Raw genomic sequence first — 16,207 nt, 5'->3', positions numbered from 1 at the left:
CGATGGCGACTCATTCAGCGCAACCCGCCCTGCCGCCGCGAATGGAAGCCGAATTTTCCACCCTGCTGCATAAGCTTTCAGCGTCCAGCCACCAGGCACACACGCTGATTGGCAAAACCAACCTGCCGCGCTGGTGTCGACGCCCTCTGTTTTTCTTTCTGGGTTACATTGCGAAATCGGAGGGGCGGGTTTCGGAGCTGGACATAGAATTTGCAGAAAACCTTATTACAGCGCTAAGGCTGTCAAAGCGCCAAAGACACAAGGCCATCAGCAGCTTTCAGCACGGCAAAGCATCGGAAAGCCTGCCGCCACTTACCGGGCTGACACTCAGGCTCAGCCATCGTGCCTGGCCCACCCCTGCACTGAAGATGGCGATATGCCTGTGCCATGCCGCCCAACTCAAAGGCCGACCTGGCAAACCCCGCCGTTACCGCTGCGAGGATACGATTGACCACATTGGCATGCCGGTCAGCATCAGCGAAGACATTTTCGACAGCTACGCCAGCCGGGTATGGGGTGATATGGGCAAGGCGCCTTCCATGCCGGTCAATCTTGAAGAGGCCTGCGCCCTGCTGGGTGTTACAAAGCGAGACCCTGTGGCAATAATCAAGCGCGCATACCGAAAAAAGGTGTCCGAGTGCCATCCGGACAAACTGGCACAACAGCAACTCACCTCCACCGAACGGGCATTGGCCAAAGAGCGGTTGCTAGCCTACCAGCAGGCCTGGGACTTGATTCGGCGCCGCCTCTGATACCTCAGCATCCGCTATTGTCGCGCATCCTGTGTTAACCAGGCAGCTATCCTGCTCGCAAGCGCTTTTCCATCCCGTGGCAAAAATTCCGTGCCGGAACCCACAGCCTGCAGACTAAAACCTTGTACCCCAGCCCTAGCCAAGCTCACCTTTCGCTCCCCGCTTTCACCGGATGCAGATAACTCCAGAATACGCGGCACAGCGGCTTTCTCCAGTGTGGCTGACAGCCGCCCTGCATCGCTTGGGTAAAATTTTGGCCCCGCCCAGATCAGCGCAGGGGGCGCTCCCAGCTCCGCTGCGTAGGTCACCACATGATTACTGCCCCGCCCTATACCGACCACGGCCACCAGCTCATATTCACGCTTTTTGAGTTCCGCGGTCCCGGCCGCAAGCTCCTCGCGAATACGCTCCCGATAGGCAGTCTCCTGATCCCCCGGGGCCTCCGCAGCCATAACGTCAATCGTGGCAGGAACACCAGACTCCGAGCCCTGCCCTTCAAGTTTGGCCTCGGGTGCAAGCTGCGGGCGCTCCAGTATCTTTTCGAGGGCGGCTGGAGGTGCTTCTAAACCTAAGCTAAGCACCGCCAGTTTGCGATGGGCTAATTCCCGAGCCAAAGCCCCAGCAAGACCGGATTCCGCGTTCTCGCCTTCATCCGCCAGAATGATCACGGCACCTCTTGCCGGCGTTTCCGTCTCGGGCCAGAACAGCGACAGTGTGCGGGCTCCGTCCTCAAGCTCAAGCCAGAGCGCAGAGTCTGGAAAACGCTGGCTCAGACCCCATTCACCCAATCCGGAAGAAACAACACCCCGTGCTTCGGTTGCTGCAGATGACGGGGGCTCAGCATCGGCGCCCTGATCCTGCGCAATTGCGGGAGCACTGCCAACTGCCAGCATAACGACCAACAGGCAACCGGAAATGCGCCAGCGATACATGCTTTTACTAATTGTTCTGATTCGGCGCACAGTTCCAGCTCCTCTGGCTACGAAAACACGCTCTGGTACTGTTAGACTGTCATTATTATTAATGGCTGCCAATTGTTTGCGAGAACCGTGATGAATCCTTATCTGATTGCCCCATCCATTTTGTCTGCTGATTTTGCCCGTTTAGGCGAAGAGGTGGATAACGTACTGGCCGCAGGCGCAGACGTGGTGCACTTCGACGTTATGGACAACCACTATGTGCCCAACCTGACCATTGGACCGATGGTATGCGAAGCCCTGCGTAAACATGGTGTTACCGCACCCATCGATGTACACCTGATGGTATCGCCGGTGGATGATCTGATCCGCATGTTTATAGACGCCGGTGCCAGCTATATCACCTTCCACCCGGAGGCGTCCCAGCACATTGACCGCTCCCTGCAACTGATTCGCGAGGGCGGCTGCAAAGCAGGCCTGGTATTCAACCCCGCCACACCACTGCATTACATGGACCATGTAATGGATAAGCTCGACATGGTGCTGATGATGTCGGTCAACCCGGGCTTTGGCGGTCAGAAGTTCATTCCCGGCACCCTCGACAAACTTCGGGATGCCCGCAAGCGCATCGACGCCAGCAATTACAACATCCGGCTGGAAATCGACGGTGGCGTAAAAGTCGACAATATCCGTGAAATTGCCGAAGCCGGCGCAGATACCTTTGTTGCCGGCTCTGCCATCTTCAATACCGACGATTACAAAGCCACCATCGACGCCATGCGTCAGGAGCTGGAGCAGGCCCGCAACACACTGGGCCACCAGGTGCCAAACCAATGAGCCTGGCCGGCCTGTTTAATGCCCGCTGGCCCGGGGTTGCCCTGTTTGATCTTGACGGCACCCTGGTGGACAGCGCGCCGGACCTTGCCGCGGCGGTTGATCGCACCCTTGAACAGCTTGGGCGCAAACCCGCCGGGCTTGAACAAGTGCGCCAATGGGTGGGCCACGGCTCTCCCATTCTGATGCGGCGTGCCCTGGCCGGCAAAGCCGACTGGGAGCCTGCGCGCCCTGCAGATGAAGCCCTGTTTGACGATGCTCTGGCGTTATTTTATGCCAACTACCGGGAGCTCAATGGCCAACATGCTGCGGTATACCCCGGTGTGAAAGCCTGTCTGGAATCCCTGAGCGAGCGCAACTGCCCTATGGCCGTGGTGACCAACAAGCCAGAACAGTTTGTTGGGCCGCTATTAAAGCAGTTGGGGCTGGATCACCACTTCAAACTGGTGATCGGTGGCGACACGCTGGAAACAAGAAAGCCAGACCCAGGCCCCTTGCTCCATGCCATGAAAGCCTTGAACGGCAGCCGGGGGACCACCGTTATGATTGGCGACTCTGCAGCGGACGTCAGTGCCGCTCAAGCTGCGGGCATTCCCTGCGTTGCCGTCACCTATGGCTATAACTTTGGCCGTTCGGTGCAGACACTGGGTGCAGACGCCGTAGTTGATTCCCTGAGCGAGCTTTTGTAACCTCTCAAGGCTTGGACTTTAATTCTTTTCAATTCGGGAGATTCCTGCCGTGCAGGGACTGAATTTGACTGCCGCGCGAGGCGTCCTAACTACCCGCGCAACACGATGGTGGCGATGGCGTACCGGCTGAAAACACTCAGCCCGGCGAAAAGCGCGCCCCTGCCCGCTCAACGCCACCACCCGACAGGCCAAACCTACAATACTGTTTGCCTGCTCGAACGCAGATCAGATCCCAGGAAGCACGACCATGAACTCCGAGCAATTCCACAAGCTGGCACAGGCCGGCTTCAATCGTATCCCCGTGTATCGCGAAGTACTTGCGGACATGGACACCCCCTTAAGCACCTACCTCAAGCTCGCCAGCGGGCCTTACTCCTACCTGTTTGAATCCGTTCAGGGTGGCGAAAAATGGGGCCGTTACTCCATCATCGGCTTACCCAGCCAGGAAGTGCTCAAAGTATTTGACCACCGTGTAGAGATTCGACGGCACGGCGAAGTGATAGAAAGCGCGGAAGTGGATGATCCATTGGCATTCGTGGCCAGCTACCAGGAACGTTTCCACGCCCCGGATCTGGAAGAACTGCCCCGTTTCAATGGCGGCCTTGTGGGCTATTTCGGTTACGACACAGTGCGCTACATCGAAAAGCGCCTTGCCAGCAGCTGCCCCCCGGATCGCATTGGCACGCCGGACATACTGCTGATGGTGTCCAACGAACTGGTGGTGTTCGATAACCTGCGCGGAAAGCTGCACCTGATTGTACACGTAGACCCGGCTATAGAAGGCGCTTACGAACAGGCGCAGCAGAGGCTCGACGAGCTGGAGCAGAAACTGCACCGGCAAACGGCTAATGCCCCGCAAACGCCAGCGCACCTGCGCGGGAAAACCGTGGATGAAAGCGAGTTCGTATCTGGCTTCAGCCAGGAAAAGTTCGAAGCGGCGGTGGATACCATCAAGGACTACGTGCTGGACGGCGACGTAATGCAAACCGTCATCTCCCAGCGCATGTCGATTCCGTTTGAAGCGCCACCGTTGAACCTTTACCGCTCGCTGCGGGTATTGAATCCCTCGCCGTACATGTATTTTCTGGACCTGGACGACTTCCACATCGTCGGCTCGTCGCCAGAAATCCTGGCGCGCATGGAAGACCGGGAAGTCACCGTTCGCCCCATCGCCGGCACCCGCAAACGCGGCGCTACCGATGCCGAAGACCGTGCGCTGGAAGCAGAGCTGTTGGCCGACCCGAAAGAAATCGCTGAGCACTTGATGCTGATTGACCTGGGCCGGAACGATGCCGGGCGCGTGTCAGAAACTGGCACCGTAAAGCTCACTGAAAAAATGGCCGTGGAACGCTACTCCCACGTAATGCACATAGTGTCCAACGTGACCGGTCAGGTAAAAGACGGCATCAGCTGCCTCGATGTGCTCAAGGCTACCCTACCCGCCGGCACCCTGAGCGGTGCACCAAAAACCCGGGCCATGGAAATCATCGACGAACTGGAGCCGGTCAAACGCGGTGTATACGGCGGTGCAGTGGGCTACCTCTCGTTCAACGGCAACATGGATACGGCCATCGCCATCCGTACTGCCGTCATCAAGGACAAGATTCTGCACATACAGGCCGGCGCCGGCATAGTCGCCGACTCAGTACCTCGCCTTGAATGGAAAGAAACCATGAACAAGGGCCGCGCCATCTTCCGCGCGGTGGCCATGACCTACAACGACTTTGACCACTGAGGCGAGGGACACATCATGCTATTAATGCTGGATAACTACGATTCCTTCACCTACAACGTGGTGCAATATCTTGCCGAATTAGGCGCCGACGTTCAGGTGCACCGCAACGACGAAATCACTGTCGAGCAGATTGAGGCACTGAACCCGGAACGGCTGGTGATCTCCCCTGGCCCTTGCACACCCAACGAGGCCGGAGTGTCCATGGACGCGATCCGGCACTTTGCCGGGAAAATCCCCATCCTCGGAATCTGCCTCGGCCATCAGGCCATCGGCCAGGTGTTTGGCGGCAACATCATCCGTGCCGGGCGCGTGATGCACGGCAAGGTCTCCCCGGTTTTTCACAACAACTCCGGTGTATTCCGCGGCCTCAACAACCCTGTGCAAGCCACCCGCTACCACAGTCTGGCGATTGAACAGGCCAGCCTGCCGGAATGTCTCGAAATGACGGCATGGACTCGCAACAGCGACGGCACCGTGGAAGAAATCATGGGCGTGCGCCACAAAACCCTAGCCATCGAAGGGGTACAATTCCACCCGGAATCGATCATGAGCGAACAGGGCCACGAACTGCTGCGCAACTTCCTGCGAACCCAATAAGAAGGCAACAGCTAATGAACATGAAAGACGCACTGAACCGGGTTGCCGAAAATCTCGACATGTCCCGGGAAGAAATGAAAAGCGTGATGCGCATCGTGATGAACGGCGAAGCCACCGACGCCCAGATCGGCGCCCTGCTCATGGGTTTGCGGATAAAAAGTGAAACCGTTGATGAAATCACCGGCGCTGTGGAAGTCATGCGCGAGCTGGTCTCCGGCGTAACCATCAAAGCCGAGCCACTGGTTGATATCGTGGGCACCGGCGGTGACGGCGCCAACCTGTTCAACGTTTCCTCTGCCTCCGCTTTCGTTGTTGCTGCCGCTGGCGGCTTTGTTGCCAAACATGGCAACCGCGCGGTGTCCTCTAAGAGCGGCAGTGCCGACCTGATTGAACAAGCAGGCATCAACCTGAGCCTCACGCCTGAACAGGTCGCCCGCTGCGTAGAACAAATCGGCGTCGGCTTCATGTTCGCCCCAAGCCATCACGGTGCCATGAAACACGCCGTGGGCCCGCGCAAAGAAATGGGCTGCCGCACCCTGTTCAACATACTGGGCCCCATGACCAACCCGGCGGGCGTTAAACGGCAATTGGTTGGTGTATTCAGCCGAGCCCTCTGCCGCCCCATGGCCGAAGTACTGCACAAGCTGGGCTCCGAACACATTATGGTGGTGGCCTCCAAAGACGGCCTGGATGAAATCAGCCTGGCCAGCGTTACCCATGTGGCAGAACTGAAAGATGGCGAGATCACCGAATACCAGATCACCCCGGAAGACCTCGGCATAAAGAGCCAGACTCTGGTGGGGCTGTCCGTGGATACTGCAGAAGAGTCCCTGAACCTGATCAAAGCCGCCTTCGGCCGAGGCCACGACGAAATGGCCGAAAAAGCCCGAGACATGATCGCCCTGAACGCCGGCGCAGCAATCTATGTTGCCGGCCTGACACCAACCCCGAAGATGGGCGTTGAAATGGCCCTGGATGCCATGGGCTCCGGCCTCGCAGCTGGAAAACTCGCAGAACTCGCAGATTTTTCACACTGCTTCTGAGTCAGGAAAACTCGAATGAACAAGCAAAACGACAAAACCCCCACCATCCTGCGCAAAATCGTAGAAAGAAAGTGGGAAGAAATCGACTTTCGCAAACGGCAAACGAGCCTGGAAGATCTCAAGGCCATGTCTGGCGACCAGCCTGCGACAAGGGGCTTCGCCAACGCCCTGCGCCGGCGCATCGAAGCCGGCACACCAGCCGTCATTGCCGAAATCAAAAAAGCCTCACCCAGCAAAGGCATACTTCGCGACCCCTTTGAGCCCGCCAAAATCGCCGAAAGCTACGAAAAAGGCGGCGCCGCCTGCTTGTCAGTACTCACTGACCACGACTTCTTCCAGGGCCACGAAGATTACCTGGTAGCCGCCCGCAACGCCTGCAGCCTGCCGGTTATCCGCAAAGACTTCATGGTCGCGCCTTATCAAGTCTACGAAGCCCGCACCATCGGTGCCGACTGCATACTCCTGATTGCCGCCTGCCTCACCAAAGACCAGATGCAGGAACTCGAAGGCATAGCCCACGAAATTGGCATGGATGTATTGGTAGAAGTGCACAATAGCGAAGAAATGGACGACGCCCTCACCCTCAGCACCCCACTGGTGGGCATCAACAACCGCAACTTGCACACCTTCGACGTGTCGCTGAACACCACCTTCGATCTGCATCAGCGCATTGGCCCTGACCGTTTGGCCATTACCGAAAGCGGCATTATGACCCGCGCAGACGTGCAGGCCATGACCGAGCGCGGTATTTACGGATTCCTCATTGGCGAGTCGTTCATGCGTGCGCCGGAACCCGGCGAGAAGCTGCAAGAGCTGTTCAGCTGATTCATCGAACCACGGCAACCCCATGACTCACCCTGGCGACCAAGCCAACGATCCGATCCTGGCCGGCCCCTATTGGCCGGCCTTTTTCCGCTATGCCCTACCCTCAGTGGCCGGGTTGCTTGCGCTGACCACCGCCAGCATCGTGGATGGCATTTTCATCGGCAACTTTGCCGGTGCTGACGCGCTCGCGGCGCTAAACCTGCAGATTCCCTGGTTTACGTTAATGTTCGGGCTGGCGTTGGCGCTGGCCATTGGCGGCACTGTGCGGGCCGGTCGTTATCTCGGTGAAGGGAACCGGGCTGCCGCGTCTGCAATCTTCAGCAAATGTATAACGGTAACTCTGGCGCTGGCTTTAACCGGCGCACTCGTCGGGCTGCTGTTCCATGAACCCATTTATCGATTGCTCGGGGCTTCTCCCAACATCTTCTCGCTGATGTCCGAGTACTATCTGGTGATCATCTGGGTGATGGTGCTGCAGCTGTTCACCATGGTGCTGTATTACTTTGTGCGGGTAGACGGTTTTCCAGGGCTGGCCACCACGGCACTGGTGCTGGGTGCAGCGGCCAACATCGCACTGGATGCGTTGCTGGTGGGGTATCTCGATTACGGCCTGCGCGGCGCAGCCATCGCCACCGGCATAGCCCAGGTGCTGCAGCTCTCCGTGTTGGCGCTTTACTTTGCCAAGCCCGCGCGCAAACTGACGTTCCGGTTGCGGCAACAGAACTGGCGCGAAGTGACCAAAGCCTTCGCCAATGGCGTATCAGAGTGGATCAACGAGATGTCGGTCGGGCTGGTGATGTTGTTGATAAACTGGCTGCTGATGAGTTCGCAGGGGCTGGCCGGTGTAGCCGCGTTCACCGTGGTGAATTACCTGATATTCCTCAGCTTGATGGTGTTTTACGGCATTTCAGACGCCATGCACGTGTTGATCAGCCACAATCTGGGGGCCGGCAACGCCGAGCGCATTCGCCGGTTTATGGGCTGCGGTGCCACGGTGATTATAACTCTGGCCCTGGCATTGGTGGGCACTGTCTGGCTATTCGGCAATGATGTCGTTCGCCTGTTCCTCGACACCTCCGCAGACCCGGCCACGGCGCAGCTGGCCGATCAGTACCTGGTCATCCTCTGGCCGCTGTTCCTGGTGAACGGCATCAATGTATTGCTATCAGTGTATCTCACTGCCACCCACCAACCCCTGCCCTCCGCGGTGGTGGCCTTCTCCCGCAGCCTGGTTCTACCGGCTTTGTTACTGGTGGGCATCGCCCGCTTTGCGCCGGACTGGCCACTGCTGTTGGCGCTGCCGATGGCGGAATGGCTGACCTTTGGCCTGGCGTTGGCGCTGTTTGTTCGTTTTCGACCCCAGCGCTTGATCATGTCACCCACGGCCTGATACCAAATGTAAAAGATGTAAATAAGTTTCAATTGCGCATGGTTCTCATTTAGATTTACTCCAAATTCTGACTTTGGAGTGTCGACATGGGACCGTCCGCCCGCGCGATTGCCGAACAAGCCAGCTTGCAGGCTTTTCTTCATGGCTATCTGCAAGAGATAGACCCCGGCCAGTGGCGGGAAAATACCATTTCAACTCGCCAGTCTGGCCAATGGACTTGCGAGCTGTCGCTTGAAACCCAGCGCTCCCGCCTCGGCATCGATATCCTTTATCATTCCGACCTAGGTCGCCACCGCTACGGCAAGGTGCACCAGTGGCTGAACGGCCGTTATTGCTGGGCCGAGATTGAGCCTTTTCAGGCCATGTGCCTGCTGGTACGGGAGCTCTACGCTCGTTCGGCGGGCATGGTGCCAGAGCTCCGCAAACTGCGGGAACTGGAGCTACTGCACCGGCTGACCGACAGCTACGGCGTGATGACCCGCTACATTGCCAAACGCCAGCACGACCCACGCCTTTACCTGAACCGCTTTCTTGAGACCGAACAATCTCTGCTGTTCGGCCACGCCAGCCATCCCACCCCAAAAAGCCGGCAAGGCATGTCGGAATGGCAGCAAGACGCTTACGCCCCGGAATTGGCGGACCAATTTCAGCTGCATTACTTCATGGCTCACAAATCCTGCGTGGTGGAAGATTCCGCAGCCGCTGTGCCAGCTAGCGCGATGGCTGAGATGCTGATCAACGGTGGCCACCCCACACTGAACCTGCCCGACAACCACATTCTGATACCCGCCCACCCGCTGCAAGCCCAGTGGTTATTGCTACAGCCCGCTGTCCAAGCCGCCATTCAAGCTGGTGTAATTTTCCCTCTAGGGGCGCTGGGGCCGGAATTCTCTGCAACGTCTTCCGTGCGGACGGTGTACAGCGAGCAAACGGACTGGATGCTGAAGTTCTCCATTCCGGTCAAAGTGACCAACTCCTTGCGGGTGAACAAGGTGCCCGAACTTCGCGCTGGCGTAGTGATGGCCCGGCTGCTGGCACAAACCGGCTTTGCCGAAAGCGAGCCTGGGTTCCGTATCCTGCAAGACCCAGCCTACTTAACGGTGAACCTCCCCGGGCAGGCCGAAAGCGGATTTGAAGTGATTTTTCGGGAAAACCCGTTCATTGAGGGGCAAAACCAGGATGTGATCAGCATTGCGGCCCTGACGCAAGACCCGCTCCCCGGGCGCAATTCCCGATTGTTAAGCCTGATCGAAGGCCTGGCACTGAATGAAAACCGAAGCCTGGCGTCGGTCAGTCAGGACTGGTTCCAGCAATACTTCTCCTGCGCCATCGCACCCGCTCTTCGGCTCTATGACGAGCACGGTATCGCGCTGGAAGCCCACCAACAGAACAGCCTTCTTGACCTGCGGGGCGGTTACCCGGACACCTATTATTACCGGGATAACCAAGGTTACTACTTGTCGGAAAGCCGTCGCGAATTACTGACCGATCTTTGCCCGGATGTTGGCCACACCCCGGAACTCTTCTATAGGGACGCGATGATTCGCGACCGCTTTTGCTACTACTTGATCGTGAATCAGCTGTTTTCAGTGATCGCACGCTTTGGTGTAGATGGGCTGGTTTCTGAGGCGGCGCTGCTGCGGCAATTGCGCGGCTTCCTGCAGTCGGAACTTTTGCGGCTTGATGGTCCGGCGCGCCCCTTGGTGGTCATGCTGCTCGAAGCCAGCTGCCTACCCTACAAAGGCAACCTGCTGACCCGCGTGCACGATGTTGATGAGCTGAATGCCAAACTGGAGATGGCAGTGTATACCAGCATCCCCAACCCGCTGTGCCGTCGCGCCCAAGCCGCATCGCCCAGCGAACATCGCAAGCGATCTGTTGAGGTGCACCATGGCGCTGCGTAACCCGGTTGCCGAGGCGGCCCTGACACCTGTGCGTTCGGAATCACCCAGGCAACGGGTGCTTCGGCAGTTGTTGGAAGCCTTGCTGTTTGAAGGCATTACTCCCTGCTGCAACACCGATTTCCGCAGCGAGGGCTGGCAGTGTCTGAACTTTCCGGTGGGCACTTTTCAGGCCCGCTGCCGAGGCCGGGTGCGAGGGTTCAGTCGCGTACGTTTGGACATCGACACCCTGAGTTTTTACCGCAATGAGCGGCCGGTCACGGTGGACCTGCCAGCGCTTATTCACGAGTTACCCGGCTCCCGCTCACAGCACCAGATACTGTTGAAAGAACTGGCCGCCACCCTCGCGAACGAAGAACAGCTTCGCAACAGCCATCAAACCCGCAGCTTGCACAGTCGGCGCTCGCTGCATGGCGAAGCGCTGGACCGTGCCATTCATGAAGGGCACCCCTACCACCCGTGTTTCAAAAGCCGGCTGGGGTTTGGCGCCGACGATTTGATGCGCTATAGCCCGGAAACCAGCCCCGGTTTCCGGCTGTATTGGGTGGCCGTACCCCGCCACTATCTGGACAGCCAGCTGCCCGCGCCAGATCTGGCATTCTGGCAAGCGGAGCTGGGCGAGGAACCCGCTTTTTTGCTGCGCGCAGCGTTTCATCGGGTGGGTATTGATTGGCAAGCCTACGGCGCAGTACCGATGCACCCCTGGCAATGGCAACACCTCAGTACCGGCCCGCTGGCCGAACAGCTTGGGGATTTCGATATTCGCGATCTCGGGCCATTGGGCGATCGCTACCAGCCCAGCCAGTCCCTGCGCTCGCTGTTCAATATGAATCGCCCCGAGAAGGCTTGCCTCAAGCTGCCTCTGGGCATTCACAACACCTCGTCGCGCCGGCACCTAGAGCCGCATTCGGTGCCGTCGGCTCCCGCCATCAGCCGCTGGCTGGAGGCAATTATTGAATCAGACCCAAGGCTATCGCGAGACTACCCGCTACGGCTGTTGCCGGAATACGCCAGCCTGAGCTTTAGCGCGCAGCCCGGCACTCTGCCCGGGCAGCACCCGCTTGAAGGCGAGCTGGCCGCCATCTGGCGCACCAGCCTCAGTTCGCGGTTGCACGAGGGCGAACAGGCGGTGCCGCTGAACGCGCTGTTTCAATGGCAACCAGACGGCCAGCCGTTCATTGAGCCTTGGGTAGAACGTTACGGCTTTGAACCTTGGCTGAACGCCACGCTTTCGGCTCTGATTCTGCCGGTCTGGCACATGCTGGTCGCCCACGGCGCTGGCTTGGAGGCCCACGCGCAAAACAGCCTTCTGGTGATGCGAGACGGCTGGCCCAACGCGCTCTTACTTCGGGATTTTCACGACAGCGTGGAGTACGCCCGCAACTATCTACCATCCACCACGCCAGAGCCGGATCTGGGCGAACGCCAAGCCGGTTACGACCAGGCACCGGATGATCTCTATTACCGCATGACCGGCCCCGAAGCCCTGCGGGAGCTGGCCGTAGATACTCTGTTCATCTACAACCTGAGCGAACTGGCGCTGCTGCTTGAAGACGCTTACGGGTTTTCTGAAACCCGGTTTTGGGCATGCGTGCGCAAGCTGCTGGACCAATACACCCAACAACACCCGGACCTTCAGCACCGACTGGCGCAGCTCGGCTGGAACCAGCCAAGACTGAAAACCGAATCGTTACTGACCCAAAAACTGCAACCGGACCCCGGCAATCTCAGCCATTGGGTACCCAACCCCCTGGCCATCAACCCGACCGGCTCCTCCGTGCCATTCACAGATCACCAGCAAGCGAGGTTATCGTGACCACTGCTTTTCCTTTGTTTTACGTTGATAACACCCCATACAGCCAGGACGATTGCGACCGCATTGTGGCGCCATTGGCCGACTCCGGGCCGTTCCAAAACCCTGCCACCTGTCGCCTGGCGGTGTGCTTGCAAGATACCGCACACTGGCTGGCCCTGTGCCTTTGGCTGAAACCGCTGGGAGCCACTGTCTTGCCCATTCATCCCGGCACGCCCCGGCAGGCAGCAAAAACGCTGGCCATCGACACCGGCTGCAGCCATTTGCTGTTCGGTGACAACCTGCGCGATGCGGCCCCGGAGGCTCTTGAAACACCCGAAAATCCGGGCCAGGCCGCGGGTGGCGAGTTGATTCAACTCAGCTCTGGCACCACCGGTAAGCCCAAGACCATCACCCGATCATGGCGGGATATTGACCGGGAGCTCACGGCCTACGTTGACCACTTCACCGAAGCCCAGCCACTCACGCCGGTGGTGGCCTGCCCGGTCACCCATTCCTACGGTTTGATCTGCGGCGTGTTGGCGGCACTGGAACGGGGGGCCACGCCGCATGTGGTGACCAACCTGAACCCGAGGTTCATATTGTCCCGGCTGCGGTCGGTGCCGGAACATCTGCTTTATGCTTCGCCCACATTGGTCAGTCTGTTGATCCGGATACTGCCACAAAGCGAGACGCTGCATACCGTGATGCTGTCCGGCGCGCCTTTGCCCGCCCCGGTATTGAATCAGCTTCGGAACCGCTGCCAACGGTTATGCCAACAGTACGGTTGTTCAGAAGCCGGCTGTGTTGCCCTCACCGCGAACGTGACCGAGCCCGGTTTGCTGGGTACCCCCCTGCCCCACGTATCGCTGGATGCGGGCACCTCCGCAGCGCAACCCGATGACGTAATGATTACCATCAAAGGCAGCGGCCAGCACATTAATACCCGGGATCTGGGCTATTTCGATGCCCACGGCCAACTGCATTTTCTGGCGCGCACCGACGACACAATCAATGTGGCGGGGATCAACGTATACCCCGGCGCGGTGGAAGACGTATACCTTAGCTATCCGGGTATTCGCGAAGCAGTGGCTTACAAGCAAGCCGACAGCTTTGCCGGTGAGCGTGTGTGCCTGCGTTTCGTGGCCGATGCCGAACTGGATATCGATCAGCTGAAACAGTGGAGCCGAGAACACCTGTCGCCTCATCAGGTGCCCGCCTTCATCGAGCAGGTCGAAACCATTCCACGCCTGCCCAATGGCAAGGTCAGCAGACGGCTATTGAGCGAAGCGCCCGCCCATACGCTTGCTGAGGAGGTGCCCGCATGAGTACCAACCGCCACGCTGCCATCAAGGCCGTTCTCCAGCAGCATCTGCCCAACGCGCGACTGTCCGCCTTCACGGGCAGTGCCCGGCTAAACGCCGACTTGGCCATTGATTCCATCATGCTGTTGCAGCTAATCGTGCATCTTGAGTTGGAACACGGCCTCAACCTGCCGGAGGAAACCTTACTGACCCACCAACTGGAAAGCGTGGATGATCTGGCCGGACTGCTGGTTGCTAACGACCACAAGGAGCCGTCCCTGTGATCAAGGTGCACTGTTTTGTCAGTTGCGTGTGCGAAATCATCAAACGCACGCCCGGGGTAGACCACCGCCCGTTTTACTTCGGCGTTTGGGATGCCGATTTTTCGGTGAATGATGCCATGGAGCTGTCGTACCACTCACCCCACACCCGCCATAACGAATTCCGAGATTGGTACAAGCTGTTGTACGGCATCAGCATTGAGCCTTGGTACAACCATGAGGCCGACAAAGAAACCAACATTCAAACGCTGGTGTCGCTGGTGGAAAACCGGCCCTCGGATCGGCAGGTGATGGTGATGCTCGACTTGTACCGGCTGCCCGAACGGGAAAACAAGTTTCACCAGAATCCGTTTCCGCACTACGTGATGCTGGAAACCACCGACAACCCCGATGAATGGTTCATGTCTGACCCGGATTTCCGTTGGGAAGGGGTATTGCCAAAAACCCGAATTCTGGAATCAGTGCGTTCTCCGGCCGCCGCCGGTGGCTTCTATTTTGATGGTTTGAACATACGCCACACGCCAACAGAAACCGTTGCCGCTTACTTCGCGCAATGCATGAAGGCCAACCACAACCCGTTCACCGATGCTCTGCGGCGCATCCTTCACGCTCACACCGGGCCGGACGCCAGCCAGACACTGGCAAACCTGCCCCATGCCTTCCGGGAAATTCCGGTGATGGCGATTCGCAAGTACGCCTATGAACACGCCTTCGCCTGGCTGCTCGAAGATCAGGGTAAGCAAGCGGAAGGCGCGCCCTGGTTTGAAGCGGTGTGTGAAGACATCCAACGCTTGGTGAAAACCTACACTCAGATCCAGTTCCGCGCCTTGAAGCTGGTGATGTCCGGCAATAAAGATCTGCTGGCCAGCGTTGGGCAACTGTTGGATGAACAAGACGAGCGTGAATTCGCCATCAAAGCCAGCCTGCTGGGATTGTTCGATGGCTGGCAGCGTTACCGCAACGTCGGTGTGCCACGAACCAATACCGAACAAGCCCCTTTGGAGGTACTGTGATGATCCGTTTCCACCTGTGTACCATTTCGTTCCGGCATCATCTGGTGTCGTTACCGGAGCTGGCCGACTGGGCCAAACGCAACGACTTCGACGGTATTGAACTCTGGGCCGTGCACGCGCGCCATCTGGACCGGCAGCCCGCCTTGGATGGCCACTGGATAGAACGCCAAGGGCTGCGCATTCCCATGGTCAGCGATTACCTGCCGCTGGATGGCAGTGAGGCGGAAGCGCTTCGCAAAACCCGCGAGGCCTGTCGATTGGCAAAGCGTTGGCACGCAAACAAGGTGCGCACCTTTGCGGGACCATTGGGCAGCGACGAGGTTTCACCCAGCCAGCGCCGGGCTATGACCCGGCGGTTAAAAACACTGACCCAATGCGTGGCTGATGAAGGCTTGTCGCTGATGCTGGAAACTCACCCGGGCACATTGGCAGACACCGTGGGCTCTACCCTCGAATTGCTGAGCGACATTGACCACCCGGCCCTGGGGATTAATTTTGATGTACTGCACGTTTGGGAATCCGGTGCGAACCCTTTGGTTGCCCTGAAGCAGCTGGCACCTTGGGTACACCATTGTCACTTCAAAAATATTCAACAACACAGCCAGCTGGGTGTATTTGGCCCCGCCAATGTGTATTCACCGGCGGGTACCCGTGAGGGCATGGTGCCGGTTTTGGAAGGTGCCTGCGATTACCGGCCAATACTGGCGGAACTGGGAGTTTGGCAATCGGAAGGCATCGCCATGGACGTGTCTTTGGAATGGTTCGGTGCAGACAGCTACCGGGTACTGAACAGCGACCTCCGCCAGCTACGCAGGGTGCTGGCGGAGCAATGCACTCAACCTCAAGCGGTCGCGGGGTTCCACTGAACCTCGGCCACCTCATCGCCGGCAAAGCGGATGAGGTGGGAGGACACCACCTGCCCAAGCTCTCCCAATTCTTCTGCAGTCGGAGACTGGCATTCCAGGGCCAGCGCTCCATCGAGGGTAGTCAACCTGCATTCTCCGATGGAGAAGGTGAGCAACCCGTTGGTTTCGCTCCATTCCGCTTCGATCTTGTGGCTGAAGTGTTTGCACAAGCGGTTGATCAAACGGCCAGGGTTATCGGTGGATACGTGAGCGTTCATAAACGGCATAA

At 58.4% G+C, this 16,207-nt stretch carries 16 protein-coding genes; 14 read left to right on the top strand and 2 right to left on the bottom strand.

Annotation, left to right across the window (positions count from 1 at the left end):
* The first annotated feature begins 2 nt into the window (after positions 1 to 2).
* On the top strand, positions 3 to 752 hold the full coding sequence (locus tag AADB16_RS04380; RefSeq protein WP_410801645.1) for a molecular chaperone DjlA: 750 nt from the start codon (positions 3 to 5) through the stop codon (positions 750 to 752).
* Between the two features lie 14 nt (positions 753 to 766).
* Here the strand turns inward: AADB16_RS04380 and AADB16_RS04375 are convergent, their stop codons facing one another.
* Complete coding sequence (locus tag AADB16_RS04375) at positions 767 to 1,714, bottom strand: DUF3530 family protein (RefSeq protein WP_410801643.1); 948 nt, start codon at positions 1,712 to 1,714, stop codon at positions 767 to 769.
* Between the two features lie 90 nt (positions 1,715 to 1,804).
* Between AADB16_RS04375 and rpe the strand changes: the two genes are divergently transcribed.
* The 13 genes from rpe to AADB16_RS04310 all read left to right on the top strand — a co-directional run bounded on the left by rpe (position 1,805) and on the right by AADB16_RS04310 (position 15,939).
* Complete coding sequence (rpe, locus tag AADB16_RS04370) at positions 1,805 to 2,506, top strand: ribulose-phosphate 3-epimerase (RefSeq protein WP_410801641.1); 702 nt, start codon at positions 1,805 to 1,807, stop codon at positions 2,504 to 2,506.
* A complete protein-coding gene (locus tag AADB16_RS04365; protein ID WP_410801639.1) occupies positions 2,503 to 3,192 on the top strand; it encodes a phosphoglycolate phosphatase in 690 nt (229 codons plus the stop codon). The genes rpe and AADB16_RS04365 overlap by 4 nt, the downstream gene beginning before the upstream one ends.
* 247 nt (positions 3,193 to 3,439) lie before the next feature.
* Positions 3,440 to 4,927 (top strand): anthranilate synthase component I, encoded by a 1,488-nt coding sequence (trpE, locus tag AADB16_RS04360; protein ID WP_410801637.1) that lies wholly within the window; start codon positions 3,440 to 3,442, stop codon positions 4,925 to 4,927.
* Positions 4,928 to 4,942: 15 nt separating this feature from the next.
* Positions 4,943 to 5,524: an anthranilate synthase component II gene (locus AADB16_RS04355; RefSeq protein WP_410801635.1), complete on the top strand. Its 582-nt coding sequence runs from the start codon at positions 4,943 to 4,945 to the stop codon at positions 5,522 to 5,524.
* 14 nt (positions 5,525 to 5,538) lie between these two features.
* The gene (gene trpD, locus AADB16_RS04350) at positions 5,539 to 6,567 is read left to right on the top strand and encodes an anthranilate phosphoribosyltransferase (protein WP_410801633.1); all 1,029 of its coding nucleotides are present in this window, start codon (positions 5,539 to 5,541) and stop codon (positions 6,565 to 6,567) included.
* Between the two features lie 15 nt (positions 6,568 to 6,582).
* Positions 6,583 to 7,392, top strand: coding sequence for an indole-3-glycerol phosphate synthase TrpC (gene trpC, locus AADB16_RS04345; RefSeq protein ID WP_410801631.1), 810 nt, complete (start codon positions 6,583 to 6,585; stop codon positions 7,390 to 7,392).
* Positions 7,393 to 7,414: 22 nt separating this feature from the next.
* Positions 7,415 to 8,782, top strand: a complete 1,368-nt coding sequence (locus tag AADB16_RS04340; RefSeq protein WP_410801629.1) for an MATE family efflux transporter — start codon at positions 7,415 to 7,417, stop codon at positions 8,780 to 8,782.
* An 86-nt stretch (positions 8,783 to 8,868) separates the two neighbouring features.
* Entirely contained in the window at positions 8,869 to 10,686 is a 1,818-nt protein-coding gene (locus AADB16_RS04335) for an IucA/IucC family protein (RefSeq protein WP_410801627.1), read from the top strand.
* Positions 10,673 to 12,499 carry an IucA/IucC family protein gene (locus AADB16_RS04330; protein ID WP_410801625.1) on the top strand — a complete coding sequence of 609 codons (1,827 nt, stop codon included), beginning with the start codon at positions 10,673 to 10,675 and terminating at the stop codon, positions 12,497 to 12,499. Before AADB16_RS04335 ends, AADB16_RS04330 begins: the two co-directional genes overlap by 14 nt.
* Positions 12,496 to 13,803, top strand: coding sequence for an AMP-binding protein (locus AADB16_RS04325; RefSeq protein WP_410801623.1), 1,308 nt, complete (start codon positions 12,496 to 12,498; stop codon positions 13,801 to 13,803). Before AADB16_RS04330 ends, AADB16_RS04325 begins: the two co-directional genes overlap by 4 nt.
* The gene (locus AADB16_RS04320) at positions 13,800 to 14,063 is read left to right on the top strand and encodes a phosphopantetheine-binding protein (RefSeq protein ID WP_309044717.1); all 264 of its coding nucleotides are present in this window, start codon (positions 13,800 to 13,802) and stop codon (positions 14,061 to 14,063) included. The genes AADB16_RS04325 and AADB16_RS04320 overlap by 4 nt, the downstream gene beginning before the upstream one ends.
* The gene (locus AADB16_RS04315) at positions 14,060 to 15,073 is read left to right on the top strand and encodes a DUF6005 family protein (RefSeq protein WP_410801621.1); all 1,014 of its coding nucleotides are present in this window, start codon (positions 14,060 to 14,062) and stop codon (positions 15,071 to 15,073) included. The genes AADB16_RS04320 and AADB16_RS04315 overlap by 4 nt, the downstream gene beginning before the upstream one ends.
* Positions 15,073 to 15,939 carry a sugar phosphate isomerase/epimerase family protein gene (locus tag AADB16_RS04310; protein ID WP_410801619.1) on the top strand — a complete coding sequence of 289 codons (867 nt, stop codon included), beginning with the start codon at positions 15,073 to 15,075 and terminating at the stop codon, positions 15,937 to 15,939. The genes AADB16_RS04315 and AADB16_RS04310 overlap by 1 nt, the downstream gene beginning before the upstream one ends.
* Here AADB16_RS04310 and AADB16_RS04305 read toward each other — a convergent pair.
* Complete coding sequence (locus AADB16_RS04305; RefSeq protein ID WP_410801617.1) at positions 15,915 to 16,205, bottom strand: DUF2218 domain-containing protein; 291 nt, start codon at positions 16,203 to 16,205, stop codon at positions 15,915 to 15,917. The genes AADB16_RS04310 and AADB16_RS04305 overlap by 25 nt on opposite strands.
* Positions 16,206 to 16,207 lie beyond the last annotated feature (2 nt).

The organism is Marinobacter sp. KMM 10035 (genome assembly GCF_046537445.1).
Classification (GTDB): domain Bacteria; phylum Pseudomonadota; class Gammaproteobacteria; order Pseudomonadales; family Oleiphilaceae; genus Marinobacter; species Marinobacter sediminicola.
The sequence above is the reverse complement of the archived record's forward strand: the minus strand, read 5'-3'. Positions and strand labels throughout refer to the sequence as shown.